General features: G+C 30.5%; 19 protein-coding genes. 12 read left to right on the top strand and 7 right to left on the bottom strand.

The annotated features are described in order from the left end of the window. Nucleotides 1-2: 2 nt before the first annotated feature. The 9 genes from ACYEKI_RS03230 to ACYEKI_RS03190 all read left to right on the top strand — a co-directional run bounded on the left by ACYEKI_RS03230 (nt 3) and on the right by ACYEKI_RS03190 (nt 12,033). Nucleotides 3-2,885, top strand: a complete 2,883-nt coding sequence (locus ACYEKI_RS03230; protein WP_459209721.1) for a glycoside hydrolase family 3 N-terminal domain-containing protein — start codon at nt 3-5, stop codon at nt 2,883-2,885. Then, a complete protein-coding gene (locus ACYEKI_RS03225) occupies nt 2,885-3,784 on the top strand; it encodes an aldo/keto reductase (protein WP_459209720.1) in 900 nt (299 codons plus the stop codon). The genes ACYEKI_RS03230 and ACYEKI_RS03225 overlap by 1 nt, the downstream gene beginning before the upstream one ends. 135 nt (nt 3,785-3,919) lie before the next feature. Continuing rightward, nucleotides 3,920-6,451, top strand: a complete 2,532-nt coding sequence (locus ACYEKI_RS03220; RefSeq protein WP_459209719.1) for a T9SS type A sorting domain-containing protein — start codon at nt 3,920-3,922, stop codon at nt 6,449-6,451. A 146-nt stretch (nt 6,452-6,597) separates the two neighbouring features. Continuing rightward, nucleotides 6,598-6,981 (top strand): DUF4345 domain-containing protein, encoded by a 384-nt coding sequence (locus ACYEKI_RS03215; protein ID WP_459209718.1) that lies wholly within the window; start codon nt 6,598-6,600, stop codon nt 6,979-6,981. Between the two features lie 17 nt (nt 6,982-6,998). Next, nucleotides 6,999-7,553, top strand: coding sequence for a hypothetical protein (locus ACYEKI_RS03210; RefSeq protein WP_459209717.1), 555 nt, complete (start codon nt 6,999-7,001; stop codon nt 7,551-7,553). A 44-nt stretch (nt 7,554-7,597) separates the two neighbouring features. Beyond that, nucleotides 7,598-8,140: an AAA family ATPase gene (locus tag ACYEKI_RS03205; protein ID WP_459209716.1), complete on the top strand. Its 543-nt coding sequence runs from the start codon at nt 7,598-7,600 to the stop codon at nt 8,138-8,140. Between the two features lie 275 nt (nt 8,141-8,415). Next, nucleotides 8,416-9,156: an acyl-[acyl-carrier-protein] thioesterase gene (locus ACYEKI_RS03200; RefSeq protein WP_459209715.1), complete on the top strand. Its 741-nt coding sequence runs from the start codon at nt 8,416-8,418 to the stop codon at nt 9,154-9,156. Between the two features lie 186 nt (nt 9,157-9,342). Continuing rightward, entirely contained in the window at nt 9,343-11,151 is a 1,809-nt protein-coding gene (locus ACYEKI_RS03195; RefSeq protein WP_459209714.1) for a GmrSD restriction endonuclease domain-containing protein, read from the top strand. 153 nt (nt 11,152-11,304) lie between these two features. After that, nucleotides 11,305-12,033: an ion transporter gene (locus ACYEKI_RS03190; protein WP_459209713.1), complete on the top strand. Its 729-nt coding sequence runs from the start codon at nt 11,305-11,307 to the stop codon at nt 12,031-12,033. 292 nt (nt 12,034-12,325) lie between these two features. On the opposite strand, the gene ACYEKI_RS03185 is transcribed toward ACYEKI_RS03190, so the two are convergent. Genes ACYEKI_RS03185 through xerD form a run of 3 tightly spaced genes read right to left on the bottom strand, consistent with a single transcriptional unit; the run spans nt 12,326 to nt 15,116 of the window. Continuing rightward, nucleotides 12,326-13,267, bottom strand: a complete 942-nt coding sequence (locus ACYEKI_RS03185; protein ID WP_459209712.1) for a leucine-rich repeat domain-containing protein — start codon at nt 13,265-13,267, stop codon at nt 12,326-12,328. Continuing rightward, nucleotides 13,260-14,210 (bottom strand): hypothetical protein, encoded by a 951-nt coding sequence (locus tag ACYEKI_RS03180; protein ID WP_459209711.1) that lies wholly within the window; start codon nt 14,208-14,210, stop codon nt 13,260-13,262. Before ACYEKI_RS03180 ends, ACYEKI_RS03185 begins: the two co-directional genes overlap by 8 nt. A 6-nt stretch (nt 14,211-14,216) precedes the next feature. Next, nucleotides 14,217-15,116: a site-specific tyrosine recombinase XerD gene (xerD, locus tag ACYEKI_RS03175; protein WP_459209710.1), complete on the bottom strand. Its 900-nt coding sequence runs from the start codon at nt 15,114-15,116 to the stop codon at nt 14,217-14,219. Between the two features lie 177 nt (nt 15,117-15,293). Here xerD and aroQ point away from each other — a divergent pair, with 177 nt between their 5' ends. The 3 genes from aroQ to ACYEKI_RS03160 are packed head-to-tail and all read left to right on the top strand — an operon-like array spanning nt 15,294 to nt 17,966. Next, a complete protein-coding gene (aroQ, locus tag ACYEKI_RS03170; RefSeq protein ID WP_459209709.1) occupies nt 15,294-15,707 on the top strand; it encodes a type II 3-dehydroquinate dehydratase in 414 nt (137 codons plus the stop codon). 40 nt (nt 15,708-15,747) lie between these two features. Beyond that, entirely contained in the window at nt 15,748-16,167 is a 420-nt protein-coding gene (locus tag ACYEKI_RS03165) for a hypothetical protein (RefSeq protein ID WP_459209708.1), read from the top strand. Nucleotides 16,168-16,178: 11 nt separating this feature from the next. Continuing rightward, entirely contained in the window at nt 16,179-17,966 is a 1,788-nt protein-coding gene (locus ACYEKI_RS03160) for a hypothetical protein (RefSeq protein ID WP_459209707.1), read from the top strand. Between the two features lie 57 nt (nt 17,967-18,023). Here the strand turns inward: ACYEKI_RS03160 and ACYEKI_RS03155 are convergent, their stop codons facing one another. From ACYEKI_RS03155 to ACYEKI_RS03140, 4 genes are all read right to left on the bottom strand, one after another. After that, on the bottom strand, nt 18,024-18,332 hold the full coding sequence (locus ACYEKI_RS03155) for a hypothetical protein (protein ID WP_459209706.1): 309 nt from the start codon (nt 18,330-18,332) through the stop codon (nt 18,024-18,026). 60 nt (nt 18,333-18,392) lie between these two features. Further along, nucleotides 18,393-19,004 carry a hypothetical protein gene (locus tag ACYEKI_RS03150; RefSeq protein ID WP_459209705.1) on the bottom strand — a complete coding sequence of 204 codons (612 nt, stop codon included), beginning with the start codon at nt 19,002-19,004 and terminating at the stop codon, nt 18,393-18,395. A gap of 120 nt (nt 19,005-19,124) precedes the next feature. Further along, complete coding sequence (locus ACYEKI_RS03145) at nt 19,125-19,706, bottom strand: hypothetical protein (protein WP_459209704.1); 582 nt, start codon at nt 19,704-19,706, stop codon at nt 19,125-19,127. Between the two features lie 29 nt (nt 19,707-19,735). Next, a complete protein-coding gene (locus ACYEKI_RS03140) occupies nt 19,736-20,284 on the bottom strand; it encodes a hypothetical protein (protein ID WP_459209703.1) in 549 nt (182 codons plus the stop codon). Nucleotides 20,285-20,309 lie beyond the last annotated feature (25 nt).

The raw sequence follows: 20,309 nt of genomic DNA, 5'->3' as shown, positions 1-20,309 counted from the left end.
TTTTGATTAGCACTTTTTCGCTATGGAGTCAAAATGACCCTTTATTAGCTATAGATAGTGTTGCTCAACAAAAATGGGTAGAGAAAACATATAAAAAGATGAGCCTACAAGAACGTGTAGGGCAACTTTTTATGGTAGATATCTTTTCTTCAAAACCTAAGAAAGAAACAGATAAAATAAAGAAGTTAATCAAAGAGTATCATATAGGAGGAGTCATTTTTTCTAAAGGTGGACCTAGACGACAAGCACGATTAAATAATGAATATCAAGAGCTTTCAAAAATTCCGTTGCTCGTGGGTATGGATGCAGAATGGGGCTTAGCAATGCGTTTAGATTCAACTCATGCTTTTCCGTGGAATATGACACTTGGCGCTATACAAGACAATGCTTTAATAGAACAAACAGGAAAGAAAATTGCAGAACACTGTAAACGATTAGGAGTACATATCAATTTTGGACCTGTAGTAGACATCAATACAAATCCATCTAATCCTATTATTGGAAATAGATCCTTTGGCGAAGACAAAGAAAATGTAACACAAAAAGCATTAGCCTTTATGAAAGGAATGCATAGTGTAGGCGTATTATCAAGTGCCAAACATTTTCCAGGACATGGAGATACCCAAAGCGATTCACATAAAACTTTACCTACAATAGCGTTTGATGCAAAACGTATTGATAGTATTGAACTATACCCATATAAAAAATTAATACAGCACGGAGTATCTAGTATTATGGTAGCGCATCTTAACATACCAAGTCTAGAACCCAAAAACGGTCGACCATCCTCTATTTCGCAAAGAATTGTAAATGATATTCTTAAAGAAAAATTAGCCTATAAAGGATTGATTTTTACAGATGCTCTAAATATGAAAGGAGCATCAGATTTTAGTGAACCAGGAGATATAGATCTAGAAGCATTTAAGGCAGGAAATGATATTTTATTGATATCTGAAGATGTGGCAAAAGCTTCACAAAAAATAGTAGCTGCCTACTATGCAGGAGACATAACCGAAGAACGATTAGCATTATCAGTAAAGAAAATTTTAAAAGCAAAATACAAGGTTGGATTACATGATTATAAACCTGTAGTAGAAGAAAAGCTATTTGAGGATTTAAATACAATAGAAAATCAAGTACTACACCATCAATTAGCCGAAAAGTCACTTACTGTACTTAAAAACGATAAAGAAGTTTTACCTATAAAAGATCTTGAACAAAAAAAGATTGCCTATGTATCCTTAGGATCAGATTCTGGTGAAGCGTATTATGAAGAACTACGTAAATATGCACAAATAGATTGGGTAAAAGCAGATAAGTTAGGAGAGATGATCGAGAAACTACAAAAGTACAATTATGTAATTGTAGGTTTTCATAAATCAAATGCTAATCCGTGGAAAAGTTATAAATTCAAAGATAAGGAGCTGGTTTGGCTATACGAAATAGCAAGATTAAATACGACAGTATTAAACGTATTTACTAGCCCTTATGCACTATTGGATTTAACTACAACAACTAATTTTGAAGGAATCATAGTTGCCTATCAAAATAGTAAAGTTGCGCAACAAAAAGCAGCTCAAGGTATTTTTGGAGCAATTGAAATGACGGGTAAACTACCGGTAAGTATAGGAGATGAATTTGCACTAAGAAAAGGAATCGATGTTAAACCTATCGAACGGTTAAGTTATGGGGTTCCAGAAAGTGTAGGAATGAATTCCGAAACTTTAAAAAGAGTAGATTCTATAGTGAATGTAGCCTTAACCGGAAATATGACACCAGGATTACAATTAGCTATAGCGAGAAAGGGTAAAGTTATTTTCCTAAAAAATTATGGCTATCATACCTATAAGAAGAAGCAAAAAGTTAAATCTACAGATATATATGATCTAGCATCGTTAACTAAGATTTTGGCGACACTACCGTTAGTTATGGAATTAGATGATAAAGGAATCATCTCTATGGATACTACTGTAGGAGAATTATTGCCATCATTTAAAGGGTCTAATAAAGAGAATATTACCATACAATCCATGTTGTCGCATTATGCACGCTTTAAATCCTGGATACCATTTTATATACAAACATTAGATTCGGTGACTTCAAAACCGTCTAAGAAATATTATAGAACCAAGAAAGTAAAAAGATTTAATACACAAGTTGCATCCAATCTATACATAAGAGATGATATGAAAGATTCTATTATGTTACAGATTAAAGACAGTAAATTACTGGATAAGTTAAAATATAAGTATAGCGATTTGCCTTATTATATCCTTAGACAATACTTAGAGAATCATTATAAAAATGATCTTAATGCATTGACGCAACAGCATTTTTATCAATCTATAGGTGCGTATCAAACAGGTTATTTACCTATAAAGAGGTTTTATAAAGATAGAATTGTACCTACAGAAAAGGATATGATTTTTAGACAACAAACTATCAAGGGATATGTGCACGATCAAGGAGCAGCAATGCTAGGTGGTATAGGAGGACATGCAGGTTTATTTTCAAATGCAAATGATGTGACCAAGCTTATGCAAACCTACCTTAACGGAGGTTCTTATGGAGGAGTGCAATACATAAAAAAGGAAACCTTAGAAACCTATAACAAATGCCATTATTGTAAAGATGATGTACGAAGAGGAGTAGGGTTTGATAAACCTCAATTAGGTGAGATAGGACCAACTTGTGGATGTGTATCAAAATCAAGTTTTGGACATAGTGGATTTACAGGAACATTTGCTTGGGCTGATCCAGAACAAGAATTGGTATATGTCTTTTTAAGTAATCGTACTTTTCCAGATGCCACAAATAGAGAGTTGATATCAAATGACATCAGATCAGAAATACAACGTGTGATTTACCAAGCAATAGAAGAATAATGTCTAGAATACAACTTAATGAAGACATCTCGTTATCTCGTATCATCGCTGGAGTGATGAATTGGGGTGTTTGGGGAGCAAACCTTAGTGTAAACGAAGTACAATCTCTTGTAGCAGCATGTGTAGATATAGGAATAACTACATTTGATCATGCAGACATCTATGGACATTATACGACCGAAGCTTTATTTGGAGAAGCTATTAAAGCTTCATCTATACGTACAAAGATGCAATTGATTACAAAATGTGGAATCAAGTTAGTTACCCCTAACCGTCCTGAGCATCGTATTAAATCATATGATACGAGTAAGGCACATATTTTAGCTTCAGTAGAGCAGTCATTACAAAATTTACATACCGATTATATCGATGTGTTATTGATTCATCGTCCTAGTCCGTTAATGCATCCAGAAGAAATCGCAGAAGCTTTTTCGATATTAAAAAAAGAAGGAAAAGTAAGAGCTTTTGGGGTATCAAATTTTACCACTACACAATTCGAAATGTTGCATCAATTTGTTCCACTAGTTACAAATCAGATCAAAACATCCGTACTGTATCGAGATGCTTTTACAGATAGTACTCTTGATCAGTGTATCAAACAAGGAATTAACCCAATGGGATATGCACCACTTGCAGGAGGACAATTATTTTCGAGTGATTCAGATGAAACGTTAAACCGAATAAGACAAATACTGAAAGAATTAAGTCAAAAGTATAAAGCAGGAATAGACCAAATACTGCTAGCGTGGCTATTAAAACATCCTTCAAAAATACTTCCTGTAGTAGGCTCTTCAAAAATAACCCGTATTCAAGCTGCTTATCAAGCATTAACTATAGACTTAACCAGAGAAGAATGGTTTATGATATGGGAAGCTGCCGAAGGTAAAGAAGTCGCTTAAACTGGATATAAGAAAAGTAGTAATTATTATTTTATAAATGATTGAAAGTTACTAGTTAATATGATATGTTATTTTTAAATTTATAGTTAAAATCAACTTTTTCAATAAATTAAAAATTACTAATCATAATCAATCATGAAATTTAAATTACTTCTAGTAGTATTAATCATCAATTGTATAGAAGCATTTGCTCAAATTGATGTTAATGAAAAAATTGTTGTAGATAATTCTTTTGTTACAAGAGGAACTTCCATTACAGCTTCAACAGATATTAATGGAGATGGGTATCCTGATATTATTGCTTCAGGTTCTGGTCTTAATTGGTATGAGAATTTAGATGGATTAGGTAGTTTTGGAGCGAAAAATGCTATAGCTTCAAGCATAAATGCAAAAATAATTCAAGTAGACGATATCGAAGAAGATGGAGATGACGATATTATCACTTTAGGTAATAATGGTCAAATAAGAATCTATGAAAATACAAATGGAAGAGGAAGTTTTGATCTAAAACAAACTTTAGAATCAGATAGATTTTCTACAGTTTTTCTTAGTGATTTTGATAGAGATGGAGATGTAGATTTGTTTGCATCATATATAACTTCATCTTTTCCTTACAAAACAAGAATTGTATTTTATGAAAATACAGATGGAAACTTTGTTGATGAACAAAGCTTAATTACTTATGATGATTTAAGAAATATACAAGTATTAAAAACTGTAGATATAGATAAGGATAATGATTTAGATATTGTTTTAGCTATATTACATAATGATATTAATAGTATTCTATGGTTTGAGAATTTAGGTGATAATGAAAGCTTTAGTTCAGAAAATGTTATAACGACTGATGTTGATGAAGTATCGTCTATTATTACCGTAGATATTGATGAAGATGAAGCTATAGATGTTATTACAGCATCAAAAAAAGATAATAAAATTGCATGGTATAAAAATATAAGTGGTGAAGGAGATTTTTCTAATCAACAAATTATTTCATCGAGTATAATTAATGTTCAATCAATATTTACATCAGATATAGATAATGATGGAGATTTAGATTTAGTATCTGCAGCATCAACTCCTACGTCTTCATTTCAAGCATCGATTAATAATAAAATAGTTTGGTATGAAAATACAGATTCGAGAGGGGATTTTGGAGAAGAGCAAGTTATTTCAACCAAAGCAATTGGAGCTAAATTTGTCATTGCTAAGGATCTAAATAATGATGGATATATTGATATTATCTCTGCTTCTAAAGATGATAATAAAATTGCATGGTATAAAAATACAAGTTTACAGAATCAATTTGAAGATGCTAGAGTTATAACAAGACAAGTTAAATTTCCTAATGATGTTTATGTTGGAGATTTTGATGGAGATAATGATGTTGATATTCTTTCTTTATCTCAGCATGATGCTAAAGTAGCTTGGTATGAAAATATTGATGGTTATGGTTTTTTTGGTAATCAGAGGATCATAACAGAAAGAGTTGGAACAGGTAATAGTGTACCAACAGCATATCCAACAGATATTGATGGAGATGGGGATTTAGATATTTCTGTAGGAAAAGGTAATGAATTATCTTGGTATGAAAATATTGATGGAAAAGGGGATTTTAGTGCTCAACATATTTTTAGTAACGAATCTGGACATCCACGCATTGCAAGAGCTTCAGATATAGATAAAGATGGCGATATGGATTTACTCTTTGGGTACTATCGTGATGATAGAATTGTTTGGTATGAAAATATCGATGGTAATGGGACTTTTGGTGACCAAAAAGTTATTACTACTTCTGGAGGAACAAATGGATCTCTTGTTTCTATGGAAATATCGGATATAGATGGAGATGGAGATGATGATATCATAGCTGTTTCTTTTGACCGATATAAGATAAATTGGTATGAAAATGATGGTACAGGAACTTTTTCTTCACATAATTTTGATGCAAATGAAACAGGGTCTATTTATCCTGCAGATATAGATGGAGATAATGATATTGATATAGTAGCGGTATCTATTAATGGAAGTAATAATGATAGTGTATCTTGGTATGAAAATGTGGATGGAAATGGAGGTTTTAGTGTAGAACATTATGTGTCAAATGTAAGAATACATGGTAATTCTATTAATGTAGCCGATATGGACAATGATGGGGATTTAGATATCCTTACAGCCTCAGGGCATAATAATACAAGTGGAAAACTTGCTTGGTATGAAAATATTAATGGAGTTGGTGATTTTTCTGAACAGCAAGTTATCACTGAAGTTGATAAACCTACGATAGGGAGAAACGTTTTTACAGCAGATATAGATGGAGATGATGATATGGATATACTAGCAACGTTTGGATATTTTGCAAGTGATAGAAGAGGGAGAATATTATGGTATGAAAATTTAGGAGGTCCAGTTTTAAATACTAATGATGTAAATGAAGTAAAATCAAATTTGATCCTGTATCCAAATCCAACAAAGAATATTTTAAAAGTAAACGCTAAGGTAAAACTAAAGCAAATTGAAGTATTCAATATATTAGGGGAGAGAGTTAAAACATTTTACAATCAAAATAAGATAGATATAACTAATCTTAATAGTGGACTTTATTTTATACGGTTATCAAACGAAAATGATGGAGAACCAGTTACAATAAAGGTAATTAAAGAATAACCTTTATAATAACCCGTATTCAAGCTGCTTATCAAGCATTAACAATAGACTTAACCAGAGAAGAATGGTTTATGATATGGGAAGCTGCCGAAGGTAAAGAAGTAGCTTAAATAATATGTTTTAGTTTTTAAGACACATACAATAGAATGAAATGGATATTTAAACGTTTACATTTACTTGTTTCAGTAATTATTGTAGTACCTACTGGAATTATTTATGGTTCACCAACTATATTACCACAGCAGTTAAATATAGCAGTAAATACAATAGATCTCTCTAATATGCTCAAAGCTATTATGTGTTTATATCTAGGAATTTCGTGTATATGGATTTTAGGTATTTGGAAAGAAAACTATTGGAAAAGCGCAACGCAACTTAATATCCTATTTATGTTAACACTAGGTTTAGGAAGGATCATAAGTATGATCACAGATGGAATACCAACAGGAGGATATATTTTTGGAGTACTAGCAGAGTTGGTTATTGGTTTTTTAGCTGTGTATCAATTGAAAAGGTATAGATCACAATAACATATTAATGATAAAAAATGAAAGAGAAATCAATTGAAATAAATAAACAGATTGAATATGGTTTAGAGCAGGTTGAAAAAGATAAATCTTTGAAAATTAGTTTAAAAGATTTTATGTTTATCTATAAAACAATTGAAGAATTTAGACGTTTTTTTCATAATAGAAATCATTATAGAACATTAAATTCTATTCATACTTATATTGGAAATAATGAGGTAGGAGCGTTTTCTATTTTGGATAAATTATATTGTAAAGTTCTTGATAAATATTTTCCTAAAGAAATGGAGAGATTAGAAGATAAAATTACTCATCCAGATTACCCATATTATTATAACTTAAAAGCTGAGTCAAAATTTAAACTAGAAGCAGTAGAAGAGATCGAAACTCCAATATTTGAATTGATCAAAGAAATGGGGTTTACAATTTCCAAGATTGAAAATAATTGGAAAGCAGAAAATTATTCATCTGAATTTACTGCAGATAGTCCATCTCGATTACTAGGTTTAATTTCATTATATCAAATAAAAGGAGAGAACTGGGAGATTAATAGAGAACTAAGAAATGATTCTTAGTAATAAGCTATTCTAAGTATTAATAATAACCAAAACAAACAATCTTGAAAATAGTAATATTTGGAGCTTCGGGATCAGGAACAACTACATTAGCTCAAACTCTTTCGCAGAAATTAAATTGGAAACACTTGGATGCAGATGCTTATTATTGGAAGAAAACTGATCCTCCATTTCAAGAAAAACTGCCTTTAGAAGAACGAAATGAAAATCTCAAATCAGATTTTAATGCCTTTGATGATGTAGTGATCAGTGGTTCTTTGGTTACATGGAGTACGTATTGGAATACAGCTTTTGATTTGGGGATTTTTTTAAGATTACCTAAACCAATACGTATGCAACGATTACGCAATCGAGAATCAGAGCTTTATGGAGAAGAATTAGAAACTAATCAAGAGATTCAAATTAAATCAGAGAAATTCTTAGAATGGGCAGAGAAATACGATGATGAAACATTTGATGGACGTAGTATTCGACAGCATAGAGATTGGATAAAAGAAATGACTTGTGAAGTTGTAGAAATTAATAAAGATTTGACTAATAACGAACGCGTAAAGATCGTATTAGATAAAATAGCAATACTTAAATAACAGTTTTTTTAACTTATAGCAACCTATTTTGACATAAGCTTAAAGCGAAAAAATGTATCTTTTAAAAAAAAAGTTAATACCATTTCTTATTTGAAAATACGAAATAGAAAAATTGAAGATTTTTGAGGTTTTACAAAAAAGAAAATAAAAAGCATAGCACTTGTACTGAGCATAGCTACGATGATATTTTATTTTGAAGTAAAATGCAAGGAGAATGATTTTAATACAGTAATTTCAATTGAGTAATGGTATAATATTAGATAACCAATACTCATATGACCAAAGCAATTTTTGAACAAACCTATAAGATCACATCACTCCATATCAATACCAATAAAGAATTGAGTTTATATGGTTTATTAGGTTTTTTACAAGATATAGCATCAGAGCATTCTCGTGTACTTGATTTTGGATATGAGAGCATGAAAGCCAAAGGTATCTTTTGGGTATTAGTACGACAAAAACTCAACATAGAACAATGGCCGCAATGGCATGATAAGATTACCATAAAAACATGGACACTCCCTATCAAAAGTTTTTACGCAAGCCGAGAGTTTGAAATCTATTTAAACGATCAAAAAATAGGAGCTTGTGCTACAACTTGGATGATTTTAGACAGTAAGACTAGAAAACCAAAAGAAGTAAGTAAAGAAGCACTACCATTACATCCTAGAACAGATTATCGATTAGCGTTTTCTGCAAATAAGATAAAACTTCCTGAGGATCTTAAGCTAGCCAATACACTTACGGTACGTAATAGTGATTTAGATATGAATCATCACGTAAATAATGTGAAATATTCACAATGGATACTGGATACCATCCCTATTGCATTGCATAAAGAATTTGACATAAAAACATTTGAGATTAATTTTGTAGCCGAAACATTTCTTAACGATACTATGGAGTGTTATCACAATATAAGCACAGATAAGACTACAACGAACGAATACTTCTTTAAGGGAAAAAACACTACCCATAATAAAATGGCCTTTGTAGCTAAAATAAAGATATAAGATTACGAGAGCTTAGTTATATATCATATTACCCACCTTTTAATATTACTCTTTAGAACAAACTCTAACTAAAGAGAGCTATACTTTTTTAGAAAATTATACTCAATTACGGAAACCCGTAAAATGATTTGAGAACTTGGGACTAAATTTATAATGAAAGTTTGTTTCATAATTAATTAAATTTATATGACTAGTGATAAAAACTTATCTATACAAGGCCAACATATACAAACAATATATAGTGAATTTATTAATAGAAGATTTTTAGTAAATAGAAAATATCAACGTAAGTTAGCATGGACTATAGAAGAAAAAAGAAACTTTATAGATACTTTACAAAATGGACTTCCAATACCATTATTTCTTTTCGCTGAAATAAATTATGAAGGGGATAAAGTCTTAGAAGTAATTGATGGAATGCAAAGATTAGATGCTATTTTTTCATTCATTGAACAAAAATTCAAGTTAAAAGATGGTTTTTTTGATTTATCAACAACAGCAGATACAATAGAATTGAAAAGAAAAGGTATTTTGCAGCAAAAATCACCTATACTGGATAAAAAAACTTGTATTAATATTGCAAATTATCTTTTGCCTATTTCAAAAACATCATTTGATAATGAATATGAGATAGAAGATTCATTTAGAAGAATAAATTCGAACGGTAGACATCTATCAGCACAAGAACTCAGACAAGCAGGGGCAAACGGCTCTTTTCCAGAAGTAGTAAGAATTATATCTTCTCAGATACGTGGTGATTTTTCTAATGATAGTCTTTTTTTGAATGACATGTCGAGAATAAGTATTTCAAATAGAAGATTAGAATATTATGGATTGAATTTATTTGAAATGTTTTGGATAAACCATAAAATTATTTCTCATTCAGCTCTGAGAGCATCAAGAGATGAGGAAATTGTAGCTCATTTGATTTCTAACATTATACTAGAGAATAGCCTTAATTATACTGCTTCAAATTTAGATGCTTTTTATGGGTTTTCGCCTAATCCACTTGCTCCTACGCCTATAGAAAAATCTAAAATAGAAAGTGCTATAGAAAGGATTTCCAAAAAACAGATTATTAATCAGTTTAATATAACATTTGATCTTATTGAAGAACTTTTAGAATCAAATAATAAAATTTTTCGAGATTTAATTTATAGAAACCCCAAAACTGATGAGAATTATAGAGCATTTCATGTTATTTTTATGGCCTTTTATAAGTTGCATATTGTTGAAAATAAAAGAATAAACGATCATAAAGGTTTAATTATCGAGCTTAAAAATATTGGAGATGATCTTATTAGAGTAGATTCTTTAAAGCAATTATTTCATCATAAAGAAATGTCCAATAGAGTCAATGCTTTGATAGGAAGAATTAGCAAATATTTTGTGGAATCCGATATAGAAGATCCTGCTTATTATGATTGGACAAAAGAATTCTCTAGAATTCTTATGCAATCTAATACTGAACAGAATTTATTTGAATTTAAGATTGGATTTTATGATTTTGAAAAGAAAAAGTTTAATAAAAAATTAGTATATAAAGTAGCAAAAACTCTATCAGCTATAGCAAATTTAGGTCCTGATAAAATTGGTTATGTAATAGTTGGAATTGCAGATACAAAAGCTGATTCAGATAAATATTGTGAAACATATGGAGGAAGAGCAATTAAAAAAAATAACTTTTATATAAATGGAATTAGTGAAGAAGCTAAAAAAAATTGCTCTTCTTTAGAGACATATATCCATCAAATAAAAGAAGAAATTAAACAAGCTCCAGTAGAACCTAAAGAGTTTTTATTAGATCTTCTTTCTAATTTTAAATCAAGAATATATTTTGGAAAGGAAGTATTGATTTTTAAAGCTCAATCTAATAAACCAGTTTGGTTTGATGGTAAAATATATAGAAGAGAGCATTCTCATAATGTTGAAATACAAATTAATCAACATCACGTTGTCTATGATAAGTTTTACAATAAATCGAAAATTGATTGAAAATGCTATGTTAAATAAAAAACTTAAATATATAATAAACCCCATAAAGAAAACACTATAACCTACAGCTTTTAAAAAATATGTACATTTAATCAAAAAATAAAAGTAGTTTTGAGTTAGACTACACTTATAATTAAAAGGATTAGAAATCACATGAAAGCTAAAATTGACCGTATAGTAGAATCTAGAGAAACCAAAGCAGGTTTGTATTTTGACTATATCATTCAGGTATTAATTTTACTTTCGATTGTTACCTTTACCATAGAAACCATACCGGATCTAAAAGCAGAAACAAGAACGTTGCTTAACCATATAGAAACCGTATGTATTATCCTTTTTTCTATTGAGTATTTGATTAGAATTTATATCGCCAAAAACAAGTTTAAATTTATCTTTAGCTTTTATGGACTTATAGATTTAATAGCCATATTACCATTTTATTTATCCTTTGGTATTGATCTAAGATCAGCGAGGATTTTAAGATTTCTTAGAGTTTTTAGATTAGTAAAGTTAATACGATACAATAGAGCTTTAAGACGTTTTAATTTAGCATTAAACTTGATAAGAGAAGAACTTATTATGTTTAGTGTAGTATCTGTGATCTTAATGTACTTATCAGCAGTAGGGATTTATTATTTTGAGAACGAAGTACAACCAGAGGCGTTTTCATCTATATTTTCAAGCTTGTGGTGGTCGGTAGTAACACTTACGACAGTAGGATATGGAGACGTAATCCCCATAACAGTTGGTGGACGTATTTTTACATTTATCATCTTGATGATAGGTTTAGGGATAGTGGCCATTCCTTCGGGGATGATTTCATCTGCACTTACTGAAGCTCGAAATATTGAGAAAAAAGAAAAAAAAGCTAAGGGAGAGTAAAGAGTAATTGTTGTGTTTTTGTATAAGTGATTAGTGATGAGAGATGAGTGGGATTGAATCTAAAATTTAAAAGTCTTTTTGTTGTGGAGTTGGTTAGTTAGGTAGTTTTTGAGTACTGTCATTTCGACTGTGCTAGTGACCAAACAAGCCCTGTGATAAGTATTAAATCAACAATCTATATTTGCTATTCATAAATATAATTCGCCCACAACTTTTGTGATTGATCCATAGTAAAACTCATGAAAGTAAACCTAGTTCCATAATACACCAAATAACTTAACGACAATAAGGATTAGTATTGCTGTTTAAAGGATAGTAAAAAGAAATCTTTAAACACGTTTTTGATAAATGCTTTTTCAGATTTAGATAACGGATTATGATCTAGAATAATACCCTGCAAAGCATATTTTTCGGTTTCAAAAGCCTTAGGCATTTTAGAGATTTGAGCATTGTTAAAATGCGCTAATATCAAAGAAGGCATTTTTATAAGTACTTCGGGTAAAGTGTTAAACATATTATGACCAGCATGTAAAACCCATAAATTATCGAGCTTGTACATTGAATCAGGTAGATAAGTTAACGAATTATGATCTAGATATAGATACCGTATCTGCTGTAAATGCTGAATGGCGGTAGGGAGCGTATCTAATTTGTTATGATCTAACCATAAAGAATACAAATGAGGTAATTCACCTAGATAGCGATAGCTTTGATCTGTAATCATATGGTTATAAGAAAGATTTAAATCTTTAAGTGTTTTTAATTGAGTAATACTTTTAGGTAGATCAGTGAGTTGATTTCCTTTTAAATTTAGAAAAACTAAAGGTAAAGAAGCAATATTTTGTAGCGTAACATCCATATTTAAAGATGGATTATAAGCAAGAGAAAGATGTTTTAAGTTTTTTAAGGAACTGATATTTTTAGGGATTTCCTTAAGCTGTAAACTATCTAATAACAATACTTCTAGTTGTGTATGAGAGCTTAAACGAGTAATAGTATTTTCTAAATCTAGATTGGGATTATTGCTTAAATCTATTCTTTTTAAATGAGGAATACTGTCGATCCATTTAGGAAGCGTAGTGAGATTTTTGTGACTCAAATCAATACGGTGAATCTTTTTTAAAGGTTGTTGTTTAGCAGTGGTATAGGTAGGACCATAATAAGTAGAGTAGGTACTACAGTTGACCAATAACAAAGCCAGAGGAATGATAAGTAATAAAAAGTGTTTATTCATTAGTACCTATATTTTGATAAAAAAGATGACCAGAGGATTCTATATAGAATTTGTTTTTTTGCTCGACAGGCCAAGGAAACCTAGGATTAAGACCAAAACCATCATGTAAGATATTTTGCACATGAGCACCAGATTGTATACTATTGATACCTATTTTGCTTGTAAAAGCTAAGTGATTTTCTTGATATCCACCATAAACATAAAAGTTACCATAAAAGAGATCTTTATAAGGAGGTAATGTAAACCATACATTTTTACGTCCGTCATGAGAATTTATAGGATTTCTAGGCGAACGACTATAGTCAGGTTGTGGTGTAAATAGATCAATACCAAAACCAAGATATTGTAGATTTTCATAATGAATTCTAGTATAGCCTATGCGTAAACTTCCTGTAATACCATAATCTGTACCCGAGCCATAAAACCACCCGAATTTTAAATCATTGAGAAAAGTAAGCTGAAATTGATGTTGTTGATTACTAAAACGCATAAGTAAAGCACCTCTACGCAATCCATACGAACGTAAAGTTTTAGGAAGAACATCACGTGTAAAACCAAAACCGATACCATTAAAACCACCTTTGCCGCTTGGATTATAAAGATAACTAGTATTAGCAAGAGATAAAGTACTTCCTAATAGGTTACTGTTTTGACCAATACCTGCCAAAGCAAAAAAATCATAGGTATATGCAAGACCAGTGGTCTTAATTGTATGCCGTTTTGTAAATTCATATACCGAAAATGAAAGTCCACTTTCTATAGCAATATCATTATAACTAAGCGTACCAAAAGCTGAAGTTCCTAGTTTTAAATAAGCATTTTGATTACCTAAAGTAAGCGTTGCTTTAAACAATAGACCGCCACTAACGTTGAACGTTTGCGCAAGACTAGTAGTACTGTATAGAAAACAACATAAGATGATAAAAAAACGTACACTATTCATAACTCATTATGATCGTCTAGGATGATACGTATTGATAACTTGAGTAAGATGACTGCGATCAAGATGCATATAAATCTCGGTAGTCGTGATACTCTCATGACCTAGCATAAGCTGAATAGCCCTTAGGTCGGCACCGTTTTCTAATAAATGAGTAGCAAAGGAGTGTCTAAAAGTATGCGGACTTATTTTTTTATTAATCTGTGCTTTTTCAGCCAATCGTTTGATGATAGTAAAAATCATAGCACGAGTGAGTTGTTTTCCTCTACGATTTAAAAACAGCGTATCTTCATGACCTTTTACGATATTGAGGTGTGATCTGATTTCGTTTTTATAGAGATTGATATATTTTTGAGTATGCGTTGCAATAGGTACAAAACGCTGTTTATCACCTTTACCAATTACACTAATATAGCCTTCATCAAAAAAGAGATGCGAAATTTTGAGTTCGACTAATTCACTTACACGTAATCCACAACCATATAAAGTTTCGATAATAGCACGATTTCGTTCCCCTTCTGGAGTGCTTAAATCTATGGCTTCAATAATAGCATCAATTTCTGCTACCGCTAGGGTATCAGGTAATTTACGACCTATTTTGGGAGCTTCAATAAGCTCCATAGGACTATCATCTCTGTAATCTTCAAAGATGAGGTAATTAAAAAAACTCTTTAATCCAGAAATGATACGAGATTGGGATCGAGCATTTACTTCTTTGGCAATTTCAAAAAGAAATTGTTGAATATCCTCTTTTTGTATGCTTAACGGAGTGGCAGTACTTTCGTGACTTTCGAGAAATCGAATTAACTTTTTGATATCAAGGCTATAATTAGCAATAGAATTATCAGAAAGTCCACGTTCGATCTTTAAAAAGTATAGATAATCTGTAAGTGCTTGTGACCAGTTCATAAAACCAATATAAAAAGAAAATGTTTTTTAAGAGGTTATTAGAATAAAATTATATTTTTACTTGTGGTAGTGATAGCTATCAGAATGGAGTTATTTAAACTTTTAGAATTTGAACAAAAATTAGAGTTACATAGCAGTGCTACGGAACGAAAAGTTCAATAATTAAAATAGGTATACGTGAAATTATTAATAGTAAATGGACCTAATCTTAATTTATTAGGGAAAAGAGAACCGGGAATATATGGTAGTCAGACTTTTGAAGCCTTTTTTGAAACTTTAAAAGAAAAGTTTTCGTCAGTATCACTCAGTTATTTTCAATCTAATATTGAAGGTGAAATGATTACCGAAATACAAAATGCCGATGGTGTGTATGATGGTATCATTCTTAATGCAGGAGCCTATACACACACGTCCATTGCTATTGCAGATGCTATTAAAGCGATAGGTGTACCTGTAGTTGAGGTACATATCTCTAATACATTTGCAAGAGAAGCCTATAGACATCAATCTTATATTTCGCCTAATGCAAAAGGTGTGATTTTAGGTTTTGGAATGCAGAGTTATACACTTGCTATTCAAAGTTTTTTATAGACGAGTACGATTACAAAAGTATATTGTAAAAAATCAATCAATGATCACACCAATTATCTTATCTGCTACAGATGCAAATGCGGCTTTAACTACCTTTAAAGAATGGCTAGAAGAACCTGTGACCTTAATTGTTGTTATAGGTAATAATGAACAGGCAGATCAAGTAGTTTCAAAGATTTCAACATTAATCAACTCTGGAGATGTTTTTTATCATGGGACACGAGTATTGCAAGTGCCTAAAGTTTCTTTTGTTAAAACTTCACTACAAACATTAGCCATTAATCCTAGATTAGGAGCGATTACTTGGGATACTTCAGAGAATCAATTATTGCTATCAATCACTAATGTGCATCACAATATCGGAGATTATTTACAACTAAATAAATTCCCCAATCGACCAGTATACTATACAGAGCGATTAATCATGAAAGCATTAGGTTTTGATAAACTATTAACATAAACAAAGAAAGCATGAAGCATTTCTTTTTTAGAATTTTGTGTTGTATGATGATTTCTTATATAGGAACAGCACAGAATATACTTAAAATTACAGAAGAAGACCAAGATCAACAATATCAAACAGCTACAGGAGCTATTGAGGCTTCTTATATCAATAGTAAAATTGTTGATATCAATAGTACGTTGGCTTTAGAAATCGATTATGAAACCTTATTGCTTCATATCGGGAAAACATCAAACATAGGATTACCAGAAGCCTATACAACTAAACTGAATTTACTTATAGATGCTATGAAAACTCGTAACAAGCATCTAGAGCAATTTAAGAATTTATTACATCAATACGATTACGAAAGTTTTAAAGCAGATCCAGAAAAGAATAGAGCTTGGGCTAGTCAAATGCAGACATTAGCCTATAATGTAATAGACTTAACGACTATTGATCCTTATATAGAGTCTGGTCCAGGAGGTTTTAGACCCAAAGATATATATGAAAGAACAGCAGTGGTCCTGGATCGTATGAAAGAAAATGTAGCAAAACATGCGCAACAAGAAGGTGTAGCTATACAAATGGGAGCGTGGTTAGTTACCAAAAATCAACAAATAGCACTGCATTTACCAGAGTTTGATGAGATCAAACCACAAACATCATACGAGGTACAACGCTGGCAATTGTTACCGACAATAGACCAATTAAACCAGCTAAATCAATTGCAACAGTTTGCAAAAGAAAATACAGATACAGGAATAGCGATTCTCAAGAAAACACTAGATGCAGAAGTAGATAGATTAAAAGGAGTATTTACAGCGGATTTTAATATGCAATTGGCTACCATTAAAAATGCACTAGCAGCTTTTGATACAGCCGAAGTACAACCGTTAGTAACTAAGCTTAAAACTATAGAAACCTATTGCGATCAACTTAAAAATCAGATAAACTCTAGAATTAGTTATTACAAAGGTTTACAGGAACAAGATATTGCTAACCCATTAGGTATTATAAGCAATGTAAACGCTGATATTACATTTTTAAAAGATGGCTTAGGAAAACAAATCAAAGATGATTTTGAAACAGTAAAAGCAGACATAACGAGTTTAACTACTAGTTTACAATCTACAGAAGGAAAACAATTAGTAGCGAGTGTAAATAGTGCAATAGCACATTATAGTCAATGGTATAACACTTTAAAAAACTTGGTAAATCCTAATACCATTTCGACACTTTTGGGCGGAACAACAGTTGATTTTAAAACACTGGATTTTAGTGAAGAAGTGTTATCGTTTTCTTTACAAGAATTACCTAAGAGAACAAGACTAGATTTAGTAACAACAGGTAGAAGAAAAGACGGAGATCAAATTGCATTTAAGTTTGAAGTCAAAACAACAAAAGATATGATCTATCATGAATATAGAAAAGTAATGATGTATCGTATTTTACCTCATATAGAAGGGACAGTAGGAGTGGTGTTTGCAGATCCATTGGCGCATACAGCTATCAAAACACAGTTTCAAATGGCACCATATTATAATTTGATTTTAAAAGGAGGTTTTGATCAAAAGCTAAGAAGAAAATCGGTGTTGTATAATCAATTGTTTGATTTTGGGATAGGATTGCACGTCTCTGCACCAGATTTTGATGGTGATGATATTCCCGAATTAGGTACAGGAATGGTGATTTCTATGTTACATGATTATGTACAATCAGGAATGGCTATCAATGTATTTACAGGTGATCCGTATTGGTTTTTTGGGATTAGAATACCAGTACCTAGTTTTAATATAGGAAACTTAGGTAGATAAAAGCGAATTGTGTATCATATCATCTAAAAGTAATATTAGAGGAGACGCTATTAGACGTTATTTTTTATCTAATACTTTATTGTAATTTTTATTATCTGGCGAGTAGGTTAACAAATCGCCATGTGGATCGTTAATAAATAACTTTCCACAATTTTGACATTCCCAAGCCATTTTAAAGAGATTGAGTATTCTTAATTGCATACAGGCTTCTTCTTTTTCCTTTGCAGAAGGTCCAGACTGTTCAATGGCATCATCTATTGAATTCCAAAAATTAAACCATTGTGTATCCGAAATGATATATCCTTTATTTCTTAAATAATCTGTTTGATCAACAATTATATTTCCGCAGTTGCATTTTATTTTCATTTGATGATAGCTTATTATGTTTTTAGAATGATAGATTAAATTCTATAAAACGTAGATACTTTATATAAATTCAATTATTAAATCTTTTTTTTCTGCTACACAGTTTTTATAAATGGCTATGATATCTTTTGTGAGAGTTACAAAATTGGAAAAAATCTCTTTTGTCTCAAGATTGTATTCATGAGGATTAAAATCTGGATAACTTTCCAATTGTTTTTTAAAAGCAGATCGTTCTAACTCATATAACTCTTTTAATACATCAAATGCTATATAGTCATAGTCTTTAACGATCAATTCTAAGGAAGCAGTATTAAAAGCTTTCCAATATAAATCAGTATCTAATGTTAACCAACCTAAATCATCATTTGAGAGATTCTTAGTATACTTAGTCTTATCAATAAACAGTTCGTCTTGATCATCATAAGTTGTCCAGATGGTATGATAAAAGAAAGTGTTATAAAGTTTCCTTTTATCAGGAGAGAGGTGTTTAGTTGCGTAATCTACAGGAGTACTTAGTTTTATTAATTGTGTGGTTTTTATACTAAAATTTAATTCTTGAGAAGCAGGATGTTCACTTAATTCTAAATAATCAAAATCTAATTCGTTGATTTTAGTTTTTAAACAATCAATCTCAGAAAACTTAGTTTTAATTCCATTCCAATATGTTCCCATGTTTTGATATTGTATTATGAAAGAGTAAGATATGATTTTGCTTTTTTACAAGATATTGTAAATACTGATACCCTTGGAATTAATTGATTTATTTAGGAATATTAATAGAAAAAATTATGGCTAGTGTGAATATAATAAATCAAGAAATAATTTTCTATATAAAATCATCTGAAATTTATGATCAGGTATTTCATCTAAAGCGTTAATCAAATATTCATTATCTAGTTCCATGCCTCCATATGCTTGATATTTATTGTAGACAAGACCAAATTTATATTGCCAAATTTCTTTGGTATCGTTATCTATAGTTTTTGATTTGTTAAAAAGATTATCATAACATTGTAAATGCATATTGATAGGAAATAGCATATGTGGATTAAATCCTAATTCCTGTTCAAACTTTTTTAAAAACTCAATCTTTATCTCTTTGTTACTTGCTCGTAACAGTAATTGTTTATATCCTTCTTTATTTATTTCTTTCAATAAATTTTCTTTAATCAAAAATTGCTCTAATAGAGTATGAATATTTATCATAGCCTCTTTTGTTGCTCCAATATCTTTATAATGAAAATCTATTTTTCTTTTATATCTTGAATTTGAACATAGTTCAAACTCTTTATCTAAATCATCTTTTTTAATTGGGTGACATGAAAAAAGAAGTATCGAGAAAATTATTAATATAAGTTTTATAGATTTTTTCAAGGTTTAATATAGTTTATTTATTATTGGAATTAATTGATTATTTGTTTCTCTGGAGATATTCCTTTATAGTATTTTGAATCCTTTATTTTTATGATCATTTTTTTTGGTTTTTTAGGTAATGGTCCTATTATTAACTGATCTATGGAGTCATTTCTTTTGAGATTAAAATCATTATGCCCAATAAATTTAGCTGTTTCACAAATTTTAATGCCATTTTGATCTTCAAATTCCCATTGATTAACATACTTGCCATATAAAGAGTTTGGGTTAGAAGTAATCAATTTATCAATTGTAAAAGTATCTGATTCAGAAATAGCACCAAGAAGATTTATGTTAATTTTGGTTTTAACATAAAAAGCATATTCTTTTTCGATACAATCAACACCTTGATTCCAATTTTCTGGATAACAACAAGATTTTAAGAAATTAGTATTCTCTTTTTCTGAATCAGTAAGTTCAGAAAAACTTAATAATTTAGCTTGGATAATAACATCAGAAGGATTTATACTTTTTTTATTTTCTTTCTCAGTACAACTAAAGAATACTATAAAAGAAATTATAAAAATGATTTGTTTCATTAAACTTACTAATTTTAATTAATGT

The sequence above is a fragment of the Aquimarina rhabdastrellae genome, from assembly GCA_947387485.1.
Taxonomy (GTDB): Bacteria; Bacteroidota; Bacteroidia; order Flavobacteriales; family Flavobacteriaceae; genus Aquimarina.
Note: the sequence above shows the minus strand (reverse complement) of the source record. Positions and strands in the feature narration are given on the sequence as shown.

Excerpts from the sequence above, each read along its gene's own strand:
- ACYEKI_RS03220 (WP_459209719.1), top strand. The coding sequence starts at position 3,920 with ATGAAATTTAAATTACTTCTAGTAGTATTAATCATCAATTGTATAGAA.
- ACYEKI_RS03160 (WP_459209707.1), top strand. The coding sequence starts at position 16,179 with ATGAAGCATTTCTTTTTTAGAATTTTGTGTTGTATGATGATTTCTTAT.
- ACYEKI_RS03190 (WP_459209713.1), top strand. The coding sequence starts at position 11,305 with ATGAAAGCTAAAATTGACCGTATAGTAGAATCTAGAGAAACCAAAGCA.
- ACYEKI_RS03150 (WP_459209705.1), bottom strand. The coding sequence starts at position 19,004 with ATGGGAACATATTGGAATGGAATTAAAACTAAGTTTTCTGAGATTGAT.
- ACYEKI_RS03140 (WP_459209703.1), bottom strand. The coding sequence starts at position 20,284 with ATGAAACAAATCATTTTTATAATTTCTTTTATAGTATTCTTTAGTTGT.
- ACYEKI_RS03185 (WP_459209712.1), bottom strand. The coding sequence starts at position 13,267 with ATGAATAAACACTTTTTATTACTTATCATTCCTCTGGCTTTGTTATTG.
- ACYEKI_RS03215 (WP_459209718.1), top strand. The coding sequence starts at position 6,598 with ATGAAATGGATATTTAAACGTTTACATTTACTTGTTTCAGTAATTATT.
- ACYEKI_RS03155 (WP_459209706.1), bottom strand. The coding sequence starts at position 18,332 with ATGAAAATAAAATGCAACTGCGGAAATATAATTGTTGATCAAACAGAT.
- xerD (WP_459209710.1), bottom strand. The coding sequence starts at position 15,116 with ATGAACTGGTCACAAGCACTTACAGATTATCTATACTTTTTAAAGATC.
- ACYEKI_RS03200 (WP_459209715.1), top strand. The coding sequence starts at position 8,416 with ATGACCAAAGCAATTTTTGAACAAACCTATAAGATCACATCACTCCAT.
- ACYEKI_RS03195 (WP_459209714.1), top strand. The coding sequence starts at position 9,343 with ATGACTAGTGATAAAAACTTATCTATACAAGGCCAACATATACAAACA.
- ACYEKI_RS03210 (WP_459209717.1), top strand. The coding sequence starts at position 6,999 with ATGAAAGAGAAATCAATTGAAATAAATAAACAGATTGAATATGGTTTA.
- ACYEKI_RS03180 (WP_459209711.1), bottom strand. The coding sequence starts at position 14,210 with ATGAATAGTGTACGTTTTTTTATCATCTTATGTTGTTTTCTATACAGT.
- ACYEKI_RS03165 (WP_459209708.1), top strand. The coding sequence starts at position 15,748 with ATGATCACACCAATTATCTTATCTGCTACAGATGCAAATGCGGCTTTA.
- ACYEKI_RS03225 (WP_459209720.1), top strand. The coding sequence starts at position 2,885 with ATGTCTAGAATACAACTTAATGAAGACATCTCGTTATCTCGTATCATC.